This window comes from Bacillus mycoides (assembly GCF_018742245.1).
GTDB classification, from domain to species: Bacteria; Bacillota; Bacilli; order Bacillales; family Bacillaceae_G; genus Bacillus_A; species Bacillus_A cereus_U.
In genome coordinates, this window is record NZ_CP036132.1 from 4,443,712 (window position 1) to 4,467,759 (window position 24,048).

The following is a 24,048-nucleotide window of genomic DNA, read 5'->3' on the forward strand; positions in this document are numbered from 1 at the left end:
CCAATTATGAAAAAAGTGATATCAATCTATGAACATACGGATATGATGTAATAAGCACATAAATAAAGGGGGCGTCTAATGGTTTATTTTTTAATGGCTCTCATTCACCTCATTGTCCCTGCACTTATTGGACTTTCCTTGTATTGGTACACGAAAAGACATAGTATTTTCTATGCTGTCCTCGGTGTTCTTCTTCCAGGTATTATTCTTATTACACTCTTCCGTATTCCATTTTTAAATTTAATTCCACTTATTACTGCTATCTTGTTTCTCATCTTTTTACCAAAAATAAAAAAATAGGAAAGCAGATCATAGGTAATCTGCTTTCCTATTTTGATATAGGTTCTTGTACGGTAGAGTGCGCTTCTATTTTCTCTGATTTCACAAACCATAGACCGAAGAAAATGATAATTCCACCGATTATTTGTTGAAACGATACATATTCATTTGCCCATACAGCTGCAAATAAAACAGCTACAAGCGGTGTTATATACATATATACCATCGTATGTGACGCACCAATTTTTTGCACACCAACATACCACATCACTAAACCAAATACTGTTACAAAGAAAATAGAATATAGTAAAGCAAACAATGTCATTCCGTGTGTAATGTGAAATGGCATGACAAATACATGTGGCCCGCTTAATAATAAGAGCGGAATCGCTCCGACTAATGCCGACCATGCAGTAACACGTAGTGCAGAGTATTTTTTTATTAATGGCCCTGCTAAAACAGGATAAAGTCCCCAGCATATCGATGTAATTAGTCCAATCCCATTTCCGTAGAAAGAACTAGCGAGTGAATGCCCCGCTACTAAAACTAATGTAGCACCAACAAAAGCAATCATGGAACCAACTAACTTTCGAGAAGAAAATTTTTCTTGTTTCAAGAAAATCGCAAATAAAGTTGTAAAAATAGGTGAAATAGAAATGAGTAAAGAGGCATTTGTAGCGGATGTATATTGTACAGTCTCCATAAATAGCGTTTGATACAGTACAATACCTACCGTGCTAACCATGATTAATCTTGGTATATCTTTTCGCTCCATATAAAGTGACTTTTCGATAAAGAACGTAAGTAATAACAGTAGTGGTGCTGCTGCCATCATTCGAACTGCAGTAAACTCAATCGCTGTAAATTCTAAAAGTCCATATTTCGCAATCGTATAGTTAATCCCCCAAATAATAACGACACTTAAAATTAATAACTCAATTCCCCATCTTTTCATGCACAATCCCCTCCGCAAAGAGAATTATACAGAAAATTCAACTATGTGTACATTTCATTATGTGAAAAAATCTTTTTATTGTATGAAGAACCTTGTCTTGGTAAATGAAGTTTTATAGACGATTTTCAAAATATATCAGCGATTCGACAAGGAATATCGATTTCCCAATAAGAAACGACAATAGCAGCACCCTATACTATAAAGAAAAGGCAGCTCCAAAATATTTTTGGGCCGCCGTTTCTTTACTATACTCGAACATGTAACTTCATATTTGGATTATAAAACTGGCTTGGGCTCTTCAGCTGAAAAGTCCCTCCAACTTCATGCCAATCAACTGTTAACTTATCATCCATAAATACAAGCTTTGTTCGATCTGCGATAAAGTTTAGTACGCTTGATTCAATATCTACATCGCGCTCATCTTTCTCTGAAACGGCTACTAAATCAATAATCCCGCTCATAACACAACCGCAACCTTCATTATCGTAAAATAATTTTATATATTTCGCTTCATTTGGAATCGTATCCATAATCTTTTTATATGCTGCTTCTGTTACAGTAACGTACATGCGTAAATCTACATCCTCTCTTCTCGTATCCTTTATATATTGTACCACCATTTTTCTTAAAATTTATATACAGAAAATTAAGACTAACATACAATGTATGTGGTAAAGGATGCTATATCACTGATGTTCAAACTACAGCGATATCCCATTTTCTTAAGTCTATTAGGTAGCTTTTTTATTTCTAGCGGAATGGTATTACAACATATACTTCCCTATTCCCCTTCTATTGGCTGGATTCTAGGTTTTATTTGTTTTACATCCGCTTCTTATTTTGCTATGAAAAATAAAAACAACTAACAAAGTAAGAATTATCTTAAGGAGGATTTTGATGTAGACGTTACTTTGATTCCACAGGAGACATGGTGGTTATCAAACTAATAACACCTCTCCTATTTTTGAAATCTATATACACAATACGATCGACCACACAAAAATATAGAATCTACAATATATATATAGTAGTTCTACTTTTAAAACTAGATTTTCAAAACTATAGAAAGGAGACAATATATGTACCAACGCAATTGCTTTAGTTGTGACGGTAGACGCAACAGTGGTTCTATCGGAAGCACTGGACCTACTGGTACTACAGGTCCTACTGGCGCTACAGGTCCTACTGGCAATGCCGGACCTACCGGGGCCGGTTTACAAAGTACTACCGCTTTTAGTCTAGCAGCTGCTCCTAACTATAAAACGGGACAAGTTGTGACTTACACAAGTAGCGGCTATGTTGTAAAAAAAGATGCACCTCAAGGGTTTCCGAATGTGTCCCCAGATTATATCGTATTAGTAGAAGGTGGACCTACTGGCAACACTGGTTCTACTGGCAACACTGGACCTACTGGCATCACTGGACCTACCGGCATCACTGGACCTACTGGCAACACTGGTTCTACCGGCATCACTGGACCTACTGGCAACACTGGTTCTACCGGCATCACTGGACCTACTGGCAACACTGGTTCTACCGGTATCACTGGACCTACTGGCAACACTGGTTCTACCGGCATCACTGGACCTACTGGCAACACTGGTTCTACCGGCATCACTGGACCTACTGGCAACACTGGTTCTACCGGCATCACTGGACCTACTGGCAACACTGGTTCTACCGGCATCACTGGACCTGCAGGTAGTTCATCAGCGAAAAGTATTGTTTTTCAAGGGACGAATGCTGGGTTTCAACGTATAGCAGGTTCTCCAGGAATTGATTCAAACGTTATTCCGTATGTAACTGCTGGAGCTGGGAATATAGTTGGTTTTGCTGCATCTATAAATATTAATAACTTACCCGCTGCTGTTTATACGATTGATATTTGCAAGGATGTCCCAACAAACCTCTCTGCCCCTACCTCTAGTTACATCCTATCTACTATCACTTTAACTACTACAGATAAAATTACGGGGACTATGACATTTTCAATTAAACCTACGGATATTGGCTCTAGACAACCTCAAGTGTATAACCCTACTCCAGTACCTGGACCTGCCACTGTAACTTGGACTAGTATTACAACTGGAAACCTGGTTTCGAGGGGGGATGCGATATCCCTTTATATTACCCCCGGGATTACGGCAAGTGCTGTATATTCTGTTTTTCTAATCACTGATATATAGCCCACTCTTACAAATCGTTCATTTTACAAAAAAACTTCGCTACCGAGGCCAAAAAAATTACAAATAAATTAAAACAAATAAATTAAAACAAATAACAGACAAATTCATTATATACCTTACCTTGGATATATCCATATTTTGATTTTTCAAATTGGTACACTATGTCAATATTGTAAACATCCCCTTTATTGGATTCCGTACTTCCATCCAAAATGAAAAGGGAAATCACTCTAAAGAAAGTGATTTCCCCTTTTTAAAATACCCACCGTTAAATCGGCAACATAATCTCAACAGTCGTTCCAACTCCAACTTGACTTTCAAAGTTCAATTTACCGTGGTGATCTTTAATAATTTTTTCCGTAACTACTAATCCTAAGCCTGTTCCAGTTTCTTTCGTTGTGTAAAAAGCTTCATTTAGCTTAGGAATTTTATCTTTCGGAATACCGCATCCCTCATCTATAATTTGAACAATGATCACATCTTCCACTATAACTTTTACAGTAATAGTTCCGCCAACTGACATTGCTTCAATCGCATTTTTAATTAAATTAAAAAATACTTGTTTCAATCGTTTCTCATCACATGTAATTGAAGGCATGTCTTTACTATAAATAGCATGCATTTTTATCCCTTGTTCTAAAGCTGGCTTTTCCATAACCCTGATAACATAAGAGATGATTTCTTTAATATTATGAGTTTCGGATTCTACCGATTTAGATTTCTCAAACCCATTTAGTTCTGTAGCAATTGTATAAATTCGCTCTACTTCCTGTCTCATAATTTCACTATAAATCTTATCTTCTGGATATTTTTTCGCTTGCTTATTCACAAGTTTTTTCAATTTCTCTAACGGTCTTCTAATCTTATCACCAATTACTGTTGCCATTTTTCCAACCATCGCTAATTTTTCTACATTTTGTATTTCTTTGTCCATCATTTCAAGTGTACGAACGTAAGATTGGAATCTTAAAAATATAATCCAACATATAATAACAAACACGCTATATAATGCTATTGGGATAAGAACGATAAAGGATTGAACAACGAATCCCATAAGTGCATATTTTCCAACAATAGTTCCGGCAACTAACCAAAAGTACCTCTTATTCACAAATATCGGTGCAAATAAAATAAAGAATCCTTCTACTATATTCCCGCCATCAAATTCCGCATCACTTCCGTAATAAATAATGAAGTTATTAATAAAATCCAATATATTATAGCCAATTAAAATAATATACTTCACAATATACGGCTTTTTCCATTTCATAAAATAAAGTCCTATAAAGAATAATCCAACCATCAAACTATATAGCCATAAACCTAATCCTTCTCCAAAAACATCTGCTAGTTTTTGATTTTTATCTGCTAAAAGGACCATCGCCTTTTCAGCAAAATCATATGCAAAAAATATAACGAAGAATAAGCTTAAAAATATTATTAATGCCTTTATCTCTTCCTTTTCAAATATATTGCCTTTTTCCATATGATAACTCCTTTAACAACACCTCTTAATCTTGTGTCACATTGCGCTCACATTTTTTCGGGAGTAGTATTTCTACTCTCGTCCCTTTCTTTACTTCACTAGAAATGTGTAATTCTCCAAGATGCTCTGTCATAATTCGCTCCGCTACCGTAAGACCTAATCCAATTCTATCTTGCTTTGTTGTATAAAAAGCATCCTTAACTCTTCCTAAATTATCCTTTTTTATCCCAAAACCACTATCTACTATCCTTACTATTACGTAATCTCTTTTTTTATTTTCAACTTGTATTTTTAATGTTCCGCCATGCTCCATTGCCTCTAAAGCATTTTTAATAACATACAAAAATACTCCTTTTAATTTGCGTTTATCACATTCAATTTCACTTCTATTTTGCTCTTCATTAAAGGTGCAATTTATATTTAACTCGTTCATTTTTTCGCGCATGTTTTCTACCGCTTGTACTAAAATATCACTTACAATGTGTTTTTCATAAACAGAAGGTTTACATGTAGCAACCTCCATTAATTCACTAATCATATTATTCATATTTTCGATTTCGAGAATCATTTGTTCATATGTTGCATCTTTTTCGTGTTTCTCTTTTTGTAATTGCGTAAACCCTTTTAATGAAGCAAGTGGGTTTTTAATTTCATGTCCGACTGTCGCTGCCATTTTTCCGATAACCGCCAATTTTTGTGACTGACTTGCCTCTGCAATACGTCCCTTTACTGCTGAAAGATATTGTAAAAATCGATTTAAAATAATAAATGACACGAAAAGTAACACCATATTTATAACAAGAGACATAAACAAGTTAAGTTCTCCAAATACAAATAGGTATATCATATATTTCCCTATAAGAAATGGCGCTAAGACAAATAAATATCTTTTACTCAAAAATATCGGTACGAAGAAAATGAAAATATATTCAATTACATTCCCTTCATCAAATGCTATTGTATTATGAAAAGCATACCATCCAATATTAAAAGTCTCTGCAATCATGTATGCAAATAAATATGTATATTTAACTAAATATGCTTTTCCTCTCTCAAATAAGTAAACACTAATACCTAATATAGCCATAATATATGCAAGCTTCCATATCACTTTATGCCAATTTCCTAAAGGCATTGTATCTTCTAATATAATCGCGTATGCAACCTCGTATACAATTACAATAACATGTATTACCCATAAGAAAATCTTAGCGTTTTTCTTTTCTTCTTTAGCTGATAGAAAACTCTCTCCCACTTCAACACCCCTTCAAAAGAATACCATTTATTATAATAAATGATTTTCATAGACAAACAAAGATAAATTGAACAAATGAGGAAAATCAATCCATAGATAATATACTTCTTCAGACCATATGTAAGCATAAAAATCATGAACAATAATACGTATAATATGGGAGGTGCTTTATATGGACGGTCGTGAAAATAAGAAGATAGAACAGTTACAATCCTTTACGAAAAACAATGAAGGAAAAGAGATGACAACGAATACGGGTGTCAAAATTTCAAATGATGAAAACTCTTTAACCGCCGGCGATCGTGGTCCTACACTTTTAGAAGATTTCCTTATGCGAGAAAAACTCGCTCATTTTGACCGTGAACGAATTCCTGAAAGAGTCGTTCATGCTCGCGGTTACGGAGCACATGGTGTTTTTGAGCTATATGATTCTTTAGAAGATTTAACAATGGCTCATTTTTTACAAGACCCATCTAAAAAGACACCTATTTTTATTCGTTTTTCTGAAGTTGCAGGATCAAAAGGTGCAAATGAAACGAACCGAGATGTACGAGGATTCGCTGTTAAGTTTTATACAGAGGAAGGAAATTTCGATTTAGTGGGTAATAACATCCCGATTTTCTTCATTCAAGATGGTATTAAATTTCCGGATCTTATTCATGCTCTTAAACCAGAGCCACATAATGAGATTCCTCAAGGACAAACAGCACATGATACTTTTTGGGACTTTATCGCCAATAATCAAGAATCAGCTGCGATGATGATGTGGATTATGTCTGACCGTACAATTCCGAGAAGTTTTCGAATGATGCAAGGGTTCGGCGTTCATACATTTCGCTTAGTTAATAAACACGGAAAGTCACGATTCGTAAAATTCCACTGGAAGCCTAAGCTTGGTGTTCACTCGTTAATTTGGGATGAAGCTCAAAAACTAGGCGGTGCTGATCCGGATTACCATCGCCGTGATTTATGGGAAAATATTAATGCTGGAAACTACCCTGAGTACGAACTTGGCGTTCAAATTTTAGAAGAAGAGGACGAATTTAAATACGATTTTGATATATTAGATGCAACAAAAATTTGGCCGGAAGAAGACTTCCCTGTTAAAATCATCGGAAAAATGACGTTAAATCGGAACGTTGATAACGTATTTGCGGAAACAGAACAAGTCGCACTGCACCCTGGAAGCATCGTCCGCGGTATCGATTTTACAAATGATCCTCTCTTACAAGGTAGACTCTTTTCTTATACAGATACGCAATTAGCCCGCGTCGGTACAAACTATCAAGAGTTACCGATTAACCGCCCGGTATGTCCTTTTCATAACAATCAAAGAGATGGTGCGTCTAAATATATAATTGATAAAGGAAAAGTCGCTTACCATAATAACTCTTTAGCTAATAACTCTCCCTTTACTGTACCTGGTACGAAAGGCGGTTTCGTTACATATCCTTCTACTATTTCCGGACATAAAACAAGAGAAACAGCCGCTAGTTTTAAAGACCATTTCTCACAAGCCCGTTTATTTTGGAATAGTATGAGCCACGTCGAAAAAATCCATATTATGCAGGCCTTCTCCTTTGAATTAGGAAAAGTAAAAAGTAAATCAGTTCGCCAACAAGTCGTAGATATGATTGGTCATATAAGTACAGAATTAGCTACTTTAGTAGCTGAAGCAGTCGGGGCAACAGTGCCAAATGTTCAAGAATCAAATGTTACAAACTCCTCACCAGCACTAAGTATGGAACATACAACATTCAGCCCAAATACATTACGAGTAGGCGTCATTGTTGCAAACGGATATGACGGTCAAAACGCACAATATATTATAAATCAATTCAAACAAGCCGGTCTTCAGCCCGTTATTATTTCCGAACGATTAGGTTTTGTGCAAGGCTCTCAAAATGTAAAGTGGGAAGTGAATGATACTTTCTTAACAGGATCACCGCTTCTTTACGATGGGCTACTTCTTATTGGCGGAAATATTGATGATCATTTTCTTAACAAAGCAAGTTCATTTGTCGTAGAATCATATAATCACTTTAAGCCAATTGGCGCTTTCCAAAACGGAACTACTATTATTCAATCTTTAAACATCGAAGGAAAACCTGGCGTTATAACAGAACAAAACCCTACCTTACTTGCAAATGAATTTATTCAGGCAATGACAAAACAGCGATTTTGGGAAAGAGCCTATTAAAATGCATGAGGAGGATACGTCATGTTCGTTACAGTGGAAAAAGATGTACACATTTTTGTGCAAGATATGAACCCAGGTCCTGATAGTAAAACTGTTTTCTTTGTACACGGCTGGCCTTTAAATCACCAAATGTTTCAATATCAATTCAATGTTTTACCACAGCACGGGTTTCGCTGCGTCGCAATGGACATTCGCGGAAACGGGCAATCTGATAAACCATGGACTGGTTACACATATGACCGTTTAGCTGACGATATCGCAATTGTATTAGAAGCACTTCAAATAGAAAATGCTACGTTAGTTGGTTTCTCAGTCGGCGGTGCTCTTTCTATTCGATACATGTCACGATATAACGGTCGCCGTATTTCTAAACTTGCATTAATTGATGCCGTCTCCCCCTCTTTCGTAAAAAACCAACAATCCCCTTACGGCGTACCGAAAGAGCAAGCAGATGCTCTGATTGCTCAAATGTATGCAAATTTGCCTAAATTTCTTAATGATGTATCTTTATCATTTTTTAATAGAAACTTAGGGGCTGCCACGTTAGACTGGTTTTCTTATCTCGGTATGCAGTCCGCTTCTTATGCTCTCATCAAAATTTTGCAAGCTGCTGCAAACGAAGACGTGACGAAGGACTTAAATAAAATTAACGTCCCAACAAAAATATTCCACGGTGTTCACGACCAACTCATCCCTTACAAAAGTGCTGAGCTTACACAACAACGGATTAGAAATTCTCAGTTACATGCTCTTACAAATAGTGGTCACGGCTCGCCAATCGATCAAGCTGATGAATTGAATAAAGAACTTATTAAATTTATAAACTCATAACAAATTAACAATGCCTCCTCAACAAAAAAGAATTTGCCAAAATGGCAAATTCTTTTTTTAAAATTACCACACAACTTTATTGCAACTGATTTTTCTGAAATTTTAATATGTATCTAAATAAAAAAACTCTTAGCAATCTTAAAGAGTTTTTTTTAAGCATTAAACAAATTATCCAATTATATACTAAATGAAAAATTCACACACTTCTCACAAATCAATTATTAAACCGATTCTATTTTAATTTATACTAAATGTACAAGTAATACTCCCTAACCCTAGCTTGTCTGGTTATCCCGTTAAATACTATGAAAAAAGAACTTGTATCGTATACAAGTTCTTTTTTTTCGCTTATTTAAATAATATATCCTTACTATATTGCTTTCCGACGAGTAAGTCATATTGAATAAACTCATATTGCTTTAACATCTCTTTTTGTTTCGCTGTTAAACCTTTTATTGCTTCTCCGTCTTTTCCTATCCTCAATTCGTCACGAAGTACGGGAATTTCTTCATATAACTTCGATAAAAATTGATAGAATGGTGCCTTATTTAATCCAGCATAATCAAAGACAAGATTTGAAAAATAAATTGGACTTACTAAGCCTAAATTGTCATTTGGAATATCAAAATTTGCATACATTAATAACGGCGTTTGTGCCATCGCTAATCGTTCACTTAGCGTTTTTTCATTTGTTATATAACCAGTCTCTTTATAAAGAGATTTATTTATTCCTAACGATGGGAGATGATCGCCAAAGAATACTAGTAATGTAGGTCTATCTAAATTATCTAGTTGCTCTATTAAATATTTAAGAGCTTCATCTGAACGTCTTAAACCTTCTGTATAAGTCTCTAATTCAGCCTTCGATTCTTCATTTTCTAAACCACTAATTTCTATTTGATTTTCGCCAAATCTTCCTTCTGTAAATGGAAAATGATTTTGCATCGTAACCGCATGAATAAAAGTAGGTTGTTTGTGCTTCTCTAATTCAGCTATTATCTCTTTACTCATAGATAAATCGCTAATATAATCTCCATCAACTTCTACATTTTCCATCGTATCTTGTGCATTAAACTTATCAAACCCTAACACTTTATATACATCATCCCGTTTAAAGAATGAGCGACCGAACGAATGAATTGCACTTGTATAATACCCTTCTTTTTTCAAAGCTCGAGTAATAGATGGAATTTCTTTCTTATTTGTAACAACTTGCTGATACGGTATAGAGCCTGGTTTTAACAAACTCATTGAATAACTCGTTAGCGCCTCAAATTCAACGTTCGCAGTATTTCCTCCAAATGTAGGAGAAATAGTTTGTCCACCAGGAAAATTTTCTATATAATGATGCAAATTCGGTAAAGGATCTTCACTAAAGGAAAGATTCGTTAATTTCGTTGGATCCCAAAACGACTCGCTCATTACAAAAATAATATTTGGTTTCTCTTTTTGCTTCTGCGCCCCTATATTGCTACTATATTTTTTCTTTATATCGTTTGCTATTTGAAGCATATTTTCTTTTGAATAATCTTTCGGCTTTTCAATGACTGTCGTATCTAAATTACTTATAAATCCTAATACAAAACCATTTGAAGCATAATTTTCATTTTGATCCCACAAAACGAACTCTATACCCGACTTTTGAAACAATTTATTCATAAACGTATTCGTAAAATTACCATACGCATATAAAACAAAGCTGGATCCTATTATAAATAGAACTCGTACGCCTACATGAACTTTTACATTTTGAATATATTTCCTTATATACATACCCGCTAAAATACAGGCAACAACACTTACAATAACGAGAAGAATATAACCCCAACTAAAATAATCCATCACCATCGGTATAACAGATTGCATATGTCCAATCTGTGTAAAATCAGAAGGATATAGTGGGTCTCCCCTAAAAACAATTTTAAAGTGATTTACAATAGCCAAAATGATTAGCAAAATGCTTGTCAAGATAGTACTCAAAAAAACTTTCCCAAGCACGTTATACACAAAAACATATATCGCATAAATTACAATTAAACTAAATATAAACTGTGCGTTATAATTGTAAATCCAATTCAGTGTATTTACGAAATCCATATTATTTTGCGTAAAAATAAAAAGCAAAGTAACCGCATGGGCTACTAAAAACATTCTAATATAAATCCTAATAATCGGTTTAAATTTATTAACTATATCTTTATTTAAATACGCAACATACAGTAGTACAATCCAAATCAAAATTGTCATTATACTTAAAACAACCTTTTGATTTAACATATCTTTCATCGTACCTAAACTAAAATATCTTAAAATCAAGAAAAGTGTGGGTACAACATATAAGGTTACTACACCACTTAAAATCACTGAAATTAATATATTTCTTCTTGGCTGATGAAATGAAAAATTATCCCTCAATTCATTCCCTCTTTTCTGTTTATTAATTTCACCCCGCACCGTGAAAATACTTCCTATAAAAATAACATATAACGTGTATTTCGTCTTCCTAATTGCTTTTACTATAAATATATTTTCTTAATTATCCCTTAACCATCAGTTAAATTTTGGATTTCAACCTATGGAGTATTGAAAAATCAAATTACTACGCTCCACTTTATGATATAATAACTATGTTTTGGAAAACCTTAATACTATTAGGAATTTTTCATGAAAATACGAAAGAATTAATAAAAAAGGAGATGCTCATTTTTGCTAAATAAGTTTAAAAGTTTACCTAAAGCGGTATATGCAATTTTGGCGCTTTCTTTCCTGTTGCACGTTTTTTGTCTAGTAAAACAGCCAGGATTAGATGGAGAGTTAGTCAAAGTAACATATGGTGCAAATGATGCGTTTAACTATTCGTTAACAGCTGAACAATTATTAAAACATGGTGTATTTGGCTATGTTTATTTAGAACCTAGTGAAGTTCCTGGAAAAAATGCTTATATCACACCAGGTCAACCACTATTATTAGCTGGCGCTATGATTATTTCTGATGTTACATCACTTCCGTACTATTACGTAGCAACTGTCATTAATATGATACTGAACCTCTGTACAGTGTTATTAGTATTTTTAATAGGAAAAGAGTTGTTTGAAAAAAACATTTATGGGATTGTTGCGAGTATTTTATATGCTATTTATCCAAGTAACTATACATACTTCCGTACATTATTGACCGAAGTTCCTTCAATATTCTTATTAGCGTTAAGTGTATATGTATTTGTTCTCGCATGGAAATACAATAAAGTAAAATTCCATATATGGTTTGGAATTGTTGTTGCTATTTTACTTATGTTCCGTCCAAATCCAGCTCCAATGATGCTCATTCCTGTTCTTGTCGTCTTGTTCACATATGGATTTAAAGACTCAATTCGAATTGGATTATTATGGTTCATTGGCCCGTTCCTTATTATCGGCGCCTGGGTTGTTCGTAACTATTTAGCGCTTCATCAATTTATCTTATTCTCAACGCAAGGTGCAGACCCATTAATTGCCGGTGCAGATCCGTTTAACAAAATTGGCTATGAAAATGTAGTTAATCAAATGAAAGCCCAAGGCTTAGATGATAAAGGGGCATACGCAAAAGATTTAATCAAAAATGGATTTAAAACGGATTTCACATATTGGTTCTCTTGGTTCACTGTTGGTAAAACAATTGAGTTATTCAAAACAGCTCCTGCTGTAGACCAATACCGTATTCATAACTTTATACAAATGTGCCATAGAGTCTTTGTCATTGGTACATTCTTAAGTGGTTTCTGCTTCATGCTAAATTCATTTAAACATAAACGCGTTATGATGCTAGTAGCAAGTTCTGTTATTTACATCATCTTCTCAAACTTATTCTTAGCAATTAATCGCTACGGATTTTTCATTAACCCTCTTATGTGCTTAATTCTTGCATATGGGTTAGTTTACACTGTGCAGAAGCTTCCATTTTTCCGCACTAACCAAGCATAATAAAAAAGAGGTCGTCCAAAGATGGACGATCTCTTTTTTATTTACCCAACACTTTGAACACGGCCAAGTTGTCCATCTTGTAATCGAACTTTAATTCCATGCGTATGTGTTTCACTATTTGTTAAAATATCTTTCACAACACCACTCACTGTTTTACTATAATCTGTATCTAATTGGATAACCACATGTGAACCGACCGAAATTTGCGATCTTGTCGGTTTCCCACCTGTTGCTTGTCTTGTTTTTTCTTGTTTTTGTGTTCTCTCTTGTTGTGCAGACTGTTGTTTTTGTTGCTCTTGTACACGTCTTTGTTCTTCTTGCTTACGTTTTTCTTCCTCTACTCTTTGTTGCTCTTCTTGCTTACGCTTTTCTTCTTCTACTCTTTGTTGCTCTTCTTGCTTACGCTTTTCTTCTTCTACTCTTTGTTGCTCTTCTTGCTTACGTTTTTCTTCTTCTACTCTTTGTTGTTCTTCTTGCTTACGCTTTTCTTCTTCCGCTTTTTGCTGTTCTTCTTGCTTACGCTTTTCTTCTTCCGCTTTTTGCTGTTCTTCTTGCTTACGCTTTTCTTCTTCCGCTTTTTGCTGCTCTTCTTGCTTACGTTTTTCTTCTTCTGCTTTTTGCTGCTCTTCTCCCTTCTTATCTTCTTCAATTTTCTTCTCATCTATTTTCTGTTCTTCCGCCGCTTTCAGCTTGTCCTCTTCATCTTTACAAGCTGTTAAAGCAACTACGCATAAGCCTGTAAGTAAAAATAATAATAATTTCTTTAACATTAAAAAATCCTCCTATATATACATTACAAATAATGACCTTTAATAGAATAGCAAATATATATGAACTCCCTTGTCGTAATTTGTCGTATATATTGAATTTCCCGTATAACAAAAGAACCTGTCATGTGACAGGTTCTTTTCGTTATTTATTATGAACGGGAAAAATGATGAAATGATTAACATGTTTACTATACAAGAGGAAGCATCCATAGTTTCCATATGATACACACGATTACTATAAAAATAAAATCAAACAAATCTAATCTCGGACCCTTTTTCATAGTCATATCTAACCACATATGAACCAATTTCAATCTTTTGTATTTATGAATATTTCTCTTTGCAAATCGGTAAGTAAGCACCCTCAGGATAAAAACTCCGGCTACGCAAATACATAATAAAATGAGAAATCCAATCACGAAATCCCTTCCTATTTTTGCAGCGTTCGTTCTACTATATGGTTCTTCAAAACCCATTCCTCAAACTGAGCACTTCCAAATTCCCAGCTCAAATCACGAGCATGTACAGAAAAAACGTAATAACCGGCATATTCGTCCATAAACATTCCTGCCCCTACATCATCTTTTTGAATACCGTATACTCCAAAATTAAAATACACATCCCACACGTCTTCATGCTTCCTCTTATAAGCAATCGATTCCATATCACATTCAGTTCCGAAATAATCAAGATGTAAATGTACGCTATCATCGTATTCGTAATCCATTTTATCACCCCTTATATTTGTACTTCTTTATTCCCTAAAAAATTCCTGCTATCTATACTCACATATGGGCACTTACCTACATATTATGCTTGTAGATTGACTTCTAGGAGGTGTCATATAGTGAAAAAATTAATAACCGTTTTTTGCATCATGTTACTAGCTGTTTTCACATTCGCTGCTTGTAGTAGTACAAAGGAAAGTACGAAAGAACAAGTTCAAAAAATTCGCGTTGGCGAAGTTACCCACTCTCTTTTCTACGCACCTTTATATGTTGGAATTGAAAAAGGATTTTTTAAAGATGAAGGTTTAAATATTGACTTACAAACAACAGCTGGCGGAGATAAAACGATGACCGCCCTTTTATCTGGCGGAATTGATATTGCGCTCGTTGGTTCAGAAACGTCTATTTATGTTCATCAACAAGGAGCAAAAGATCCTGTCATTAATTTCGCACAGCTTACACAAACAGATGGCACATTTTTAGTTTCACGTAAAAAATTGAACTCTTTTAATTGGAATGACGTAAAAGGTGTTACGTTTTTAGGACAGCGTAAAGGCGGCATGCCACAAATGGTTGGAGAATATGTTTTAAAGAAAAATGGCATTGACCCTCACAAAGATACGAACTTAATTCAAAATATCGAGTTTGCTAATATTGCAAATGCCTTTGCATCTGGTACGGGAGAATTTGTACAGCTCTTTGAACCGACTGCAAGTATACTTGAAAAAGAAGGAAAAGGTTATATCGTCGCGTCTTTCGGAGCTGAATCTGGTACTGTCCCTTATACAACGTTTATGGCAAAAGAAAGTTTCTTAAAGAAAGATAAAGCTGCTGCAGAAAAATTCACTCGCGCACTATATAAAGCGCAGCAATGGGTTGATACCCATAGTCCCGAAGAGATTGCTAATGCTGTTTCACCACTATTTAAAGACACTTCAAAAGACATTTCAGTGAAAGTAATTGAGCGCTACAAAAAACAACATTCTTATGCGACAAATCCATTATTAGATGATGCAGAATGGAAACAGCTCCAAACGATTATGAAAGAATCTGGTGAATTACAAAAAGAAGTTCCACATGAAGCGCTCGTCAATACAAAAATTGCCGAAAGCGTTATTAAGAAATAGAGGCGAAGTGTATGAGCTTTTTACAAATACGTAACGTTTCTCACTGCTTTTTTGCAAAAGAACATGCCAAACTTATTCTTGAAGATATGAGTTTGCACGTAGAAGAAGGTGAATTCATTTCAATCCTTGGCCCAAGTGGTTGCGGAAAAACAACGCTCCTCTCCATCATCGCAGGGCTACTTGATCCAATTGAAGGTATCATATTTTTAGATGGTGAACCGATTACAACTAAGACCCCATCTATGGGCTATATGCTCCAGCAGGATTACTTGTTTCCGTGGAAAACGATTGAAGAAAATATTATGCTCGGACTTCATATTCGAAAGATTTATGATGAAAATACGAAAGAACATACATTAAAGCTCTTACAACAAGTCGGCCTATATGATATAGAACAGCAATACCCACGTGAACTATCCGGCGGTATGCGCCAACGTGCTGCCCTCGTTCGAACATTAGCGACCGATCCAAAAATTTTATTGCTAGATGAACCATTTTCCGCACTTGATTATCAAACAAAATTAAAACTAGAAGATCTCGTCTTCACATTACTACGTAACTATAAGAAAACATCCCTACTTGTGACACATGATATTGAAGAAGCAATTGCGATGAGTGATCGTATTTATTTGCTGCAGGCGAACCCTGGAAAAATTGCAAAAACGTTCATCGTCCCAGAAAGTATCCGTTCCTTATCGCCATTAGAAGCACGCCACCACGATGACTTCCCATCCCTCTTCCAAGAAATATGGAAGGAGTTGGAACGACTTGGATAATATAAAACAACTACATGAGCAGTTTCGAAAAAAAGAAAGACAACATGCATGGTTAGCTCGCTCTTTACAACTTGTACTTCTTGTTCTTTTCTTTGCACTATGGGAAATAGCTAGTAAAAAGGAATGGATTGATCCTTTACTCTTTAGCTCTCCTTCAAGTATTTGGGATCTCTTTTTAATGAAATGGATTGACGGTTCCCTTTGGATTCACATATGGACGACATTACTTGAAACAGGAGTAGGCTTCATTCTCGGAACAGTACTCGGAGCTATTATCGCCACTTTCCTTTGGTGGATGCCACTTTTGGCCCGCGTACTTGATCCTTATCTCGTCGTCCTAAATGCAATGCCAAAAGTTGCACTCGGTCCAATCATCATTGTTATTTTCGGTCCAAACATTTCATCTTCTATCGCAATGGGAGTAATCATTTCAATCATCATTACTATTCTCGTTATTTACAGCGCATTTCAAGAAGTCGATTCCAACTATATTAAGGTCATGGACACATTTGGCGCAAATAAATGGCAATGCTATAAGCACGTTATTCTCCCTTCATCTTTCCCTGCAATTATTTCAACGTTAAAAGTGAATGTTGGCTTATCATGGGTCGGTGTTATTTTCGGGGAACTCCTCGTTTCTAAACAAGGACTTGGCTATTTAATTAGCTACGGATTCCAAGTCTTTAACTTCACACTCGTCTTACTCAGTGTATTGCTCACTTGCGTCCTCGCAACTCTTATGTATGTATTTGTCGAGGCATTTGAAAAACTCCTTATTGGAAAACGAAAAAAAAGCTGACTTAGAGCGATACGCTAGAGTCAGCTTCTTTCCGTTACCTTTTGTCACACATTTTAGAATTATCTGTAACATTCCCGTTAGCAACCGTAACTGTATGGAAACAATCTTTCACACGCACCGTAACGACATTATCTTTTCGATCAATAATATGATAATCATTAAACTCTTTATTTAATGCACTACGAATTTGCTCCCCTTCAAAAATCGGAAAACCGTGAGACATTACCCAAATGAGACCAGCAACAGCAAGAATCGTTTTCATACGTTTCATTACCTCCTCGAGAGTAAACTTATAGCCCCTATACTATGCGCATTATAATTGTGTCTAATTTGTGACGTTTTTATACTAATTCTATTTTAATGATTCAGTTCCTTCTTCTTTTTTAAAAAAAGACAGAATTTTCAATTTTATTAACATAAAAAAACGCAAAGAACAGAACGTCCTCGCGTTTTCATTTAATTGATCAAAAATTTATTGACTTACCAACAAATAATTACCACTAAACTATGACTGCTCTATATCCCTTGAAATATCATATAATCCAGCTAACACTTCCGCTCTCATTTTTACAAGCTCGGGGAATTGATAGAAAAAGGAAATTTTTTTATATTTTAATTCTGTTCCTTCTTTCACCTTTTTTGAATCTTGTAAAATAAACGCTGTAAATGTATCCGCAATATCCTCTGCTACATTTGTCGTCCCATACAGTGAAACAAACTCACCATGTTTTTCCTTAAAAAATTCAATTTGAGCTTCTTCGCTTTCTTCCACTTTCTTTTCTGTCCACTCCTGATCAATTGGTTTCCAGAACAAATTATAAAATTGATTTATATAAGAGCTCTCCTTCGCACATCCTTCTTGTAAGAAAAGAGATTTACATTTATTTTGGTATGATGAAATATCTTTATCTTCTTCAAAAGCCTTTAAGTACTTTTCATTTACTGGTATTTGTTTATGTCCCAGTGTCAATACGTGAGCCGTCTCATGTATTAATGTTTTCATCACTTGATCGATATTTACTGCTGAATCAAGCGTATCTAAACTAATGGTCCACTCTTTCGGATACTCCATACTCGGCATAACGTGGGCGACAATTCCGTCGTAACCATCTGTTACCATGTCAAACTCTTTTATGTCAGTGCGATACTTAGCTGGAATAAGCGTGCTATACATCTCCCATAACGATTCATGATAATCCCTATCTTGACGTTGCTTTAATACTTCTTCTTTCGCGTCCTTATCATCCGCAAAAGCCTTATTCAATCGTTTGCGATCTAGTTTATCGAAATAAGGATCTACAATTTCATCACCATCAATATAATACGAAGCTAAAAAGAAATAATTTTCATCATCCTCTTTTTTCATTTCTGCTTCTTTCATATCGTTACTTGAATGTCCTTCTAAATCATAATCCTCTAGTACTTCAAGTTCTGAAAGTCCATCTATCTTTTTATATACTTTTTGAAGCGTCTTATCACCTATTTGTGTGCATTCTTCTGTCGTTTCGCACACATCTTTTTTCTCTCTTTTCGAAGTTTTTTCCGCCATATCACATCCAGCTACTAAGCCAATCGAAAGTATAAAACAAACTAATTTCCCACCATACAGTTCTTTCATTTGAACCTCCGTCGTTACAGTCTACAAAAATATGATAATCATTTTTTCACAAATATGCGATAATTATTTATAAAAACTTTGAGGAGGTTACATATGATTCATGCGGTGTTATTTGATTTGGACGGGACACTATTAGATCGTCGTCAATCTTTAGTACGATTTATTCACGACCAATACAATCGCTTTTCTCTTCATTTTATAAACATAGAACACGCCGAGTATTGCTCTCGTTTTCTTGAACTCGATAATAATGGATATACGTGGAAAGATAAAGTATACGATTCTCTTCTTTCTGAATACGGCATTACCACTTTAACATCAGAACAACTGCTGCATGACTACATTACAAACTTTCAACATCACTGCATTCCCTTCCCAAACATGCATGAATTACTTCAACAACTAACGCAGCAAAACATTAAAATCGGTATTATTACAAACGGCTTTACTGATTTTCAAATGAACAACCTTCGCGCCTTAAACATACATACGTATACAAATACAGTTCTCGTTTCAGAAGCAGAAGGAATTAAAAAACCACATCCCGAGATTTTCAAACGAGCCTTGCATAAACTAAATGTTAAAGCAGAAGAATGTCTTTACGTTGGAGATCATCCAGAAAACGATGTGCTTGGTTCTGAACAAGTAGGGATTCTTGGCGTTTGGAAGAGAGATTTATTTTGGGGTGACTTTGAACATTCACGTGTGGTGGATGATTTGTTGGAGGTTCTTTCGTTTTTAGAGCTGAAGGTAAAAACAATACAATAGTAAATAAATTATATCAGCGATTTTTCGAATATATCGACCGCAACTCAAAATATATCAGCGATTTTTGAAATATATCGACCGCAACTCAAAATATATCGGCGATTTTTGAAATATATCGATTTACCGACAAAAAGTGACAATAGTAAGTGGATACTTTCATTCCCAAATGCCTCCCTAAAAGTAAAAATATATTCACACCTTTTTTGGGTATTTAATCAAAAAAAGAAACCGGCCATTTTACTTCGTAAAACAGCCGATTTCTTCTATATGTTTCATCGTACGCGCTAATACATCATCGCGCATAATAAAGCTAAATTTTCTATCAGTTTTAATATTATCAGGAATGTCTTTTAATAAAACAGACCCTTTCGTTTCTTCGTAATGCGTATGCTGCTCTACCGCACTAATTGTTGCAAAATAAATGTTTTTAATGATTATTTTGTCTTTTCCGGATACTTTGTATTGCCCTAAGTAAGTTAAATCAGAAACTATGCCGCCGGTTTCCTCATGAACTTCTCGAACTGCCGCTTCTTCCGGTGTTTCCCCGAGTTCTACTTTACCACCTGGAAATTCAAGACCACGGCGTAAATGATGCGTTAATAACCATTGATCCCCGTACCGGCATACAACCCAAACATGCTTTGGCTCAGGAGAAAATGGGTAACGTTCAAACGATAATTGTACAGTGTTGTGGTAATAATCTTTAAATTTGTACATGCCATTACTCCCCTATTGATGATTACAAGTTTTTCCTACCACAAATTGTAGCATATTCTCGCTTTTCTGCATAATATTATCCAATTACAATCCATTGATTATTCCCATTTGCGCGACTAATTCTTTCGTTTCATGATTCCCTAGATCATAAATCATTTTATATGCTTTTTGTAGTTGTTCATCATATCGATCATTATTCGAATCGTGATGATACTCAACGAATGGCACGTGGGAGCGTACATACGAACCTAAGTCCTCTTCATACGCTTGATCAAAATACTCTCTTAACTCCGTAATCTCTTCGTCATTTGCGTAAATTTCAAAATTATACGTATCCGCCGTCTTCACTTGTGAAATTTGACCATTTCCAACTGATATATAATATGTTTTTTTATGCTCCATGTAACACCCTTCTTTCATCCTTTTAATTTCTATTGTTTTCATCAATTACAAAATTATGTAAAATAAAGAAAAGGAGGGATTTCATGCTCAAAATATTAATTATCGGCATTATAATCGTACTGATCGTATTAGTACTCTCCGTTATGACGATCAATAAAGGTTACGCATATAAACATTCCGTTGATAAACCAGAAGATAATCCTTACTCGAAAGATAATAAGGAGAACTCATAGTATACTTCGTATCGTAATCGCACTCACGGTGATAATTATGTCGGCAATTGGGCTCTATACAGATCAAAATAACTTTCTACCACTTTCACAATTTCTATTAGGGGTTTTAATGTTTCTCATCGCAATTGAGCAAATAAAAAAGACGGAGGATCCTTTATGTTAAAAGGATTTCGAATTACTTTTTCACTTATCGCTTTATCTATAGCAATCTATAGTTTTATCAGCGGCAACAGAGACATTATGCCTTACATGTTTATTCCCTTAGGATTGATGGCTTTCACTATAGGTCTAGAAGAAATAAAAAAACATAGAACAATCTAGTGGCACACTTGCTTTCATAACTGGCGCTGCTGCTTTATTACTTGGCTTCTCAGAAATATTCCGGTAAATAGTCTATTTAAAGGAGGTATACAATGTTAACTGGATTACGGATTTTCCTCATATTTTTCACGCTTATCATACTCTCTCTTTGCACTTATTCTCTTATTACCGATAATTTCACCCTTCTCCCGTACATACAATTTACTCTCATTTGTTCCTTTATTCTTCTAGGAATTAATGAACTGAAATCCGGACGAAAATCAATGAGTATTCCGTATTTTTTTGTTGCTAGTCTTATATTCTTAGTTTTAATATCGAACTACCTTCACTACATGTAAAATGTAATTTTAATCACCTACTGACTATTACCTTTCACCAATTTGGCTTTGTCGAACAGGTAATAAATTTGAGGATAATCTAAACAAAAAAGGTGGAGAATAGTATGCTAAAAGTATTTCGTATTATATCCGCACTCATCGTCATCGCTCTCGCTCTATATGGAATGTTTAGAAACCCACTTGTTACGATGCCCTATATGCTTATTGCCTTATCTATTATGACTTTCATCATAAGTGCAGAGGAGAAACAGAAACAGAATAAAGTAAATAGTACACTCTCTTTCTTTTCTGGCGTCTTTACTTTAATTATTGTCATTCTTATTCTTGTCTCTCGATAATAATACTTCTACTAAGGAGGATTTCATGTTAAAAAACTTTCGAATTATAATAGCTACTATCGCTCTTATTCTCGCTCTACTTAACCTCTTTGCAAACTTCTCTATGCTTTTACCATTCGTATTTATCCTTTTAAGTATTATGTTTATCCTTTTTGGAATTGATGAAATAAAAGAGCGGCAAAAAACAAAAGCATTTGTTTATTTTCTCGGTTCTGCCTTTATTTTATATGTTGGGGTGTCTAGTCTACTTTCATAAAAAAAGAAGAGCATTCCTGCTCTTCTTTTTTAAACGCATATTAAAGTATTTCTCCATTAGTATTAATAACATCTTTATACCAGAAGAATGAGTTTTTCTTTTTACGCTCTAACGTTCCAGATCCGTCATCATGCTTATCAACATAAATATAACCGTAGCGTTTAGACATCTCTCCTGTGGAAGCACTCACTAAATCAATACATCCCATTTCTACAAAAGAAAAAACTGCCCTTTAACAGGCAGTTTTCCTTTTTATCCAAACACTTTCTCAAGTTCATCTTTATCTTGGCTTAGCCAGAAGTTCATTAAGCGTTGTGCTCCTTCTAAGTCATGAAGCTTCGCTTGGCCACACTGCGTTTCATTTGCAGCTGGAATTTCTGTAATTTGAACCGCATCTTTTAATGTTAGTTCTAATAAATCAATGATTTCTCGAACCGTCGGTGTTCCGCTTACAACAAGGTAATACCCTGTTTGGCAGCCCATTGGTGAAATATCGATAATATCAAAATGCGGATAACGATCAATATATTTACGTAAATTAAATGCTAATAAATGTTCTAACGTATGAATAACATCTGGTTTCATTGCTTGTTTATTCGGTTGGCAGAAACGAATATCAAATTTATTTACAATACCGTCACTACCTACATTGTGGACTCCGCAATGTCTTACATAAGGCGCCTTTACAATCGTATGGTCTAATTCAAAGCTTTCTACTGATGGCATACAACATCTCTCCCGCTTTTAATTTAATTCCGTTATATCCAATATGATATAACGGAAATCGACATTAGTAAAGAATTATGTACGGTCGTGCTATAATACTTTAAGACTATGCTGAAAAGGAGACCATTATGAAACAGATTTTTATCGGTATTATACGCTTTTATCAAAAGTTCATTTCTCCGATGACACCGCCAACGTGCCGCTTTCATCCGACTTGCTCTCATTATGGATTAGAAGCGTTTCAAAAACACGGTGCCTTCAAAGGATTTTGGCTTACATGTAAGCGTATATTAAAATGTCACCCTTTCCATCCAGGAGGATTTGATCCTGTCCCAGATAAAAAGGATGACAAAGTAAATTCTTAATTGTCGTAGCCATTCACAACTACATCTAATTTTCCTGTGTCAGGGTGAATAACAAGACCGTGAACAGGCACTTCTTCAGGAAGTAACGGATGGTTGCGAAGTACTGATACACTATGTTCTACACTTTCTTCTACACTAGAGAACCCTCGTAAGAATTGTTCTAAATCAATTCCAGAATAACGAAGTGTATCTAATTTTTCTTCTGTTACACCGCGCTCTTTCATTTTTTCGATCGTACTGCTTGCTTGAATTTTTGCCATACCACAATCGTGGTGACCAACAACACATACTTCTTCAGCACCAAGTTCATATACAGCAACTAAAATACTACGCATAATACTTCCAAATGGATGCGAAATAACCGCGCCTGCTACTTTAATAATTTTCACATCACCGTTACGCATATTCATTGCTTTCGGTAATAATTCAACAAGACGTGTATCCATACAAGAGATAATTACCATTTTTTTATTTGGAAATTTCCCAGCTACAAACTCTTCATATTTCTTCTCTTCAACGAATTTTTCATTGTACTGCAAAATCTCTTCTAATGACTTCATAGTAAAAACCCTCTTTTCTCTCATTTACACTACATAGATAGTGTACCAAAATAT

The 24,048-nt window shown here is 35.0% G+C and carries 28 protein-coding genes and 2 pseudogenes; 15 read left to right on the forward strand and 15 right to left on the reverse strand.

Translation table 11 applies throughout. The annotated features are described in order from the left end of the window. Positions 1 to 78 precede the first annotated feature (78 nt). Positions 79 to 300 (forward strand): hypothetical protein, encoded by a 222-nt coding sequence (locus EXW56_RS22820; protein ID WP_002112420.1) that lies wholly within the window; start codon positions 79 to 81, stop codon positions 298 to 300. Between the two features lie 28 nt (positions 301 to 328). Here the strand turns inward: EXW56_RS22820 and EXW56_RS22825 are convergent, their stop codons facing one another. Continuing rightward, entirely contained in the window at positions 329 to 1,234 is a 906-nt protein-coding gene (locus EXW56_RS22825; RefSeq protein ID WP_199659260.1) for a DMT family transporter, read from the reverse strand. Positions 1,235 to 1,479: 245 nt separating this feature from the next. Continuing rightward, complete coding sequence (locus tag EXW56_RS22830) at positions 1,480 to 1,803, reverse strand: iron-sulfur cluster biosynthesis family protein (RefSeq protein ID WP_000289566.1); 324 nt, start codon at positions 1,801 to 1,803, stop codon at positions 1,480 to 1,482. Positions 1,804 to 1,896: 93 nt separating this feature from the next. Here EXW56_RS22830 and EXW56_RS27765 point away from each other — a divergent pair, with 93 nt between their 5' ends. Further along, a complete protein-coding gene (locus tag EXW56_RS27765; RefSeq protein ID WP_080025052.1) occupies positions 1,897 to 2,100 on the forward strand; it encodes a hypothetical protein in 204 nt (67 codons plus the stop codon). Between the two features lie 213 nt (positions 2,101 to 2,313). Then, the gene (locus tag EXW56_RS22835; protein ID WP_215596975.1) at positions 2,314 to 3,420 is read left to right on the forward strand and encodes a collagen-like domain-containing protein; all 1,107 of its coding nucleotides are present in this window, start codon (positions 2,314 to 2,316) and stop codon (positions 3,418 to 3,420) included. A 268-nt stretch (positions 3,421 to 3,688) separates the two neighbouring features. On the opposite strand, the gene EXW56_RS22840 is transcribed toward EXW56_RS22835, so the two are convergent. Together EXW56_RS22840 and EXW56_RS22845 are read right to left on the reverse strand one after the other, a co-directional pair. Continuing rightward, the gene (locus tag EXW56_RS22840; RefSeq protein ID WP_199659258.1) at positions 3,689 to 4,906 is read right to left on the reverse strand and encodes an ATP-binding protein; all 1,218 of its coding nucleotides are present in this window, start codon (positions 4,904 to 4,906) and stop codon (positions 3,689 to 3,691) included. Positions 4,907 to 4,931: 25 nt separating this feature from the next. Further along, positions 4,932 to 6,161 (reverse strand): ATP-binding protein, encoded by a 1,230-nt coding sequence (locus tag EXW56_RS22845; RefSeq protein ID WP_199659257.1) that lies wholly within the window; start codon positions 6,159 to 6,161, stop codon positions 4,932 to 4,934. A gap of 172 nt (positions 6,162 to 6,333) precedes the next feature. Here EXW56_RS22845 and EXW56_RS22850 point away from each other — a divergent pair, with 172 nt between their 5' ends. Beyond that, entirely contained in the window at positions 6,334 to 8,361 is a 2,028-nt protein-coding gene (locus EXW56_RS22850; protein WP_215596976.1) for a catalase, read from the forward strand. Between the two features lie 21 nt (positions 8,362 to 8,382). After that, positions 8,383 to 9,192 (forward strand): alpha/beta fold hydrolase, encoded by an 810-nt coding sequence (locus EXW56_RS22855; protein WP_215596977.1) that lies wholly within the window; start codon positions 8,383 to 8,385, stop codon positions 9,190 to 9,192. Between the two features lie 348 nt (positions 9,193 to 9,540). Here EXW56_RS22855 and EXW56_RS22860 read toward each other — a convergent pair whose 3' ends face one another. Continuing rightward, entirely contained in the window at positions 9,541 to 11,607 is a 2,067-nt protein-coding gene (locus EXW56_RS22860; protein ID WP_215596978.1) for an LTA synthase family protein, read from the reverse strand. A 291-nt stretch (positions 11,608 to 11,898) separates the two neighbouring features. Between EXW56_RS22860 and EXW56_RS22865 the strand changes: the two genes are divergently transcribed. Then, a complete protein-coding gene (locus tag EXW56_RS22865) occupies positions 11,899 to 13,152 on the forward strand; it encodes a glycosyltransferase family 39 protein (RefSeq protein WP_002199058.1) in 1,254 nt (417 codons plus the stop codon). A 41-nt stretch (positions 13,153 to 13,193) separates the two neighbouring features. Here the strand turns inward: EXW56_RS22865 and EXW56_RS22870 are convergent, their stop codons facing one another. The 3 genes from EXW56_RS22870 to EXW56_RS22880 form a co-directional block, all read right to left on the reverse strand. Next, the gene (locus EXW56_RS22870; RefSeq protein ID WP_215596979.1) at positions 13,194 to 13,922 is read right to left on the reverse strand and encodes a YwbE family protein; all 729 of its coding nucleotides are present in this window, start codon (positions 13,920 to 13,922) and stop codon (positions 13,194 to 13,196) included. Positions 13,923 to 14,110: 188 nt separating this feature from the next. Continuing rightward, positions 14,111 to 14,341 (reverse strand): hypothetical protein, encoded by a 231-nt coding sequence (locus EXW56_RS22875; RefSeq protein WP_215596980.1) that lies wholly within the window; start codon positions 14,339 to 14,341, stop codon positions 14,111 to 14,113. Positions 14,342 to 14,352: 11 nt separating this feature from the next. Beyond that, entirely contained in the window at positions 14,353 to 14,649 is a 297-nt protein-coding gene (locus tag EXW56_RS22880) for a DUF3986 family protein (RefSeq protein WP_002112440.1), read from the reverse strand. Positions 14,650 to 14,769: 120 nt separating this feature from the next. On the opposite strand from EXW56_RS22880, the gene EXW56_RS22885 reads away from it, so the two are divergent. From EXW56_RS22885 to EXW56_RS22895, 3 genes are read left to right on the forward strand one after another with little or no spacing between them, the layout of a single operon-like run. Beyond that, positions 14,770 to 15,777 (forward strand): ABC transporter substrate-binding protein, encoded by a 1,008-nt coding sequence (locus tag EXW56_RS22885; RefSeq protein ID WP_215596981.1) that lies wholly within the window; start codon positions 14,770 to 14,772, stop codon positions 15,775 to 15,777. An 11-nt stretch (positions 15,778 to 15,788) separates the two neighbouring features. After that, positions 15,789 to 16,553 carry an ABC transporter ATP-binding protein gene (locus EXW56_RS22890; protein WP_215557596.1) on the forward strand — a complete coding sequence of 255 codons (765 nt, stop codon included), beginning with the start codon at positions 15,789 to 15,791 and terminating at the stop codon, positions 16,551 to 16,553. Further along, the gene (locus EXW56_RS22895; protein WP_002199054.1) at positions 16,546 to 17,352 is read left to right on the forward strand and encodes an ABC transporter permease; all 807 of its coding nucleotides are present in this window, start codon (positions 16,546 to 16,548) and stop codon (positions 17,350 to 17,352) included. The genes EXW56_RS22890 and EXW56_RS22895 overlap by 8 nt, the downstream gene beginning before the upstream one ends. 34 nt (positions 17,353 to 17,386) lie before the next feature. Here EXW56_RS22895 and EXW56_RS22900 read toward each other — a convergent pair whose 3' ends face one another. Beyond that, positions 17,387 to 17,614, reverse strand: a complete 228-nt coding sequence (locus EXW56_RS22900) for a hypothetical protein (RefSeq protein WP_002199053.1) — start codon at positions 17,612 to 17,614, stop codon at positions 17,387 to 17,389. 243 nt (positions 17,615 to 17,857) lie between these two features. Further along, positions 17,858 to 18,970 (reverse strand): hypothetical protein, encoded by a 1,113-nt coding sequence (locus EXW56_RS22905; protein WP_002199052.1) that lies wholly within the window; start codon positions 18,968 to 18,970, stop codon positions 17,858 to 17,860. Positions 18,971 to 19,063: 93 nt separating this feature from the next. Between EXW56_RS22905 and EXW56_RS22910 the strand changes: the two genes are divergently transcribed. After that, positions 19,064 to 19,738 (forward strand): HAD family hydrolase, encoded by a 675-nt coding sequence (locus EXW56_RS22910; protein WP_215596982.1) that lies wholly within the window; start codon positions 19,064 to 19,066, stop codon positions 19,736 to 19,738. A 237-nt stretch (positions 19,739 to 19,975) separates the two neighbouring features. Here the strand turns inward: EXW56_RS22910 and mutTA are convergent, their stop codons facing one another. Both mutTA and EXW56_RS22920 read right to left on the reverse strand, forming a co-directional pair. After that, positions 19,976 to 20,455, reverse strand: a complete 480-nt coding sequence (gene mutTA, locus EXW56_RS22915) for an antimutator 8-oxo-(dGTP/GTP)ase (RefSeq protein WP_002015736.1) — start codon at positions 20,453 to 20,455, stop codon at positions 19,976 to 19,978. Between the two features lie 84 nt (positions 20,456 to 20,539). Further along, a complete protein-coding gene (locus EXW56_RS22920) occupies positions 20,540 to 20,857 on the reverse strand; it encodes a hypothetical protein (protein WP_002112448.1) in 318 nt (105 codons plus the stop codon). 83 nt (positions 20,858 to 20,940) lie between these two features. Here EXW56_RS22920 and ytzI point away from each other — a divergent pair, with 83 nt between their 5' ends. From ytzI to EXW56_RS22940, 4 genes and pseudogenes are all read left to right on the forward strand, one after another. Continuing rightward, positions 20,941 to 21,090, forward strand: a complete 150-nt coding sequence (gene ytzI / locus EXW56_RS22925) for a YtzI protein (protein WP_002112449.1) — start codon at positions 20,941 to 20,943, stop codon at positions 21,088 to 21,090. A gap of 156 nt (positions 21,091 to 21,246) precedes the next feature. Continuing rightward, positions 21,247 to 21,478: pseudogene (locus EXW56_RS22930) on the forward strand (YczI family protein). A gap of 375 nt (positions 21,479 to 21,853) precedes the next feature. After that, positions 21,854 to 22,087 carry a DUF3953 domain-containing protein gene (locus EXW56_RS22935; protein WP_002199049.1) on the forward strand — a complete coding sequence of 78 codons (234 nt, stop codon included), beginning with the start codon at positions 21,854 to 21,856 and terminating at the stop codon, positions 22,085 to 22,087. Positions 22,088 to 22,112: 25 nt separating this feature from the next. Next, on the forward strand, positions 22,113 to 22,343 hold the full coding sequence (locus EXW56_RS22940) for a YczI family protein (RefSeq protein ID WP_002199048.1): 231 nt from the start codon (positions 22,113 to 22,115) through the stop codon (positions 22,341 to 22,343). A gap of 40 nt (positions 22,344 to 22,383) precedes the next feature. On the opposite strand, the pseudogene EXW56_RS22945 reads toward EXW56_RS22940, so the two are convergent. Beyond that, positions 22,384 to 22,551, reverse strand: a pseudogene (locus tag EXW56_RS22945) (family 1 glycosylhydrolase); the annotation flags it as partial. Positions 22,552 to 22,595: 44 nt separating this feature from the next. Continuing rightward, complete coding sequence (luxS, locus tag EXW56_RS22950) at positions 22,596 to 23,069, reverse strand: S-ribosylhomocysteine lyase LuxS (protein ID WP_001141371.1); 474 nt, start codon at positions 23,067 to 23,069, stop codon at positions 22,596 to 22,598. 128 nt (positions 23,070 to 23,197) lie between these two features. Here luxS and yidD point away from each other — a divergent pair, with 128 nt between their 5' ends. Further along, positions 23,198 to 23,434 carry a membrane protein insertion efficiency factor YidD gene (gene yidD / locus EXW56_RS22955; protein WP_002112460.1) on the forward strand — a complete coding sequence of 79 codons (237 nt, stop codon included), beginning with the start codon at positions 23,198 to 23,200 and terminating at the stop codon, positions 23,432 to 23,434. Here the strand turns inward: yidD and EXW56_RS22960 are convergent. Further along, positions 23,431 to 23,994, reverse strand: coding sequence for a beta-class carbonic anhydrase (locus tag EXW56_RS22960; RefSeq protein WP_002112461.1), 564 nt, complete (start codon positions 23,992 to 23,994; stop codon positions 23,431 to 23,433). The genes yidD and EXW56_RS22960 overlap by 4 nt on opposite strands. Positions 23,995 to 24,048: the final 54 nt, after the last annotated feature.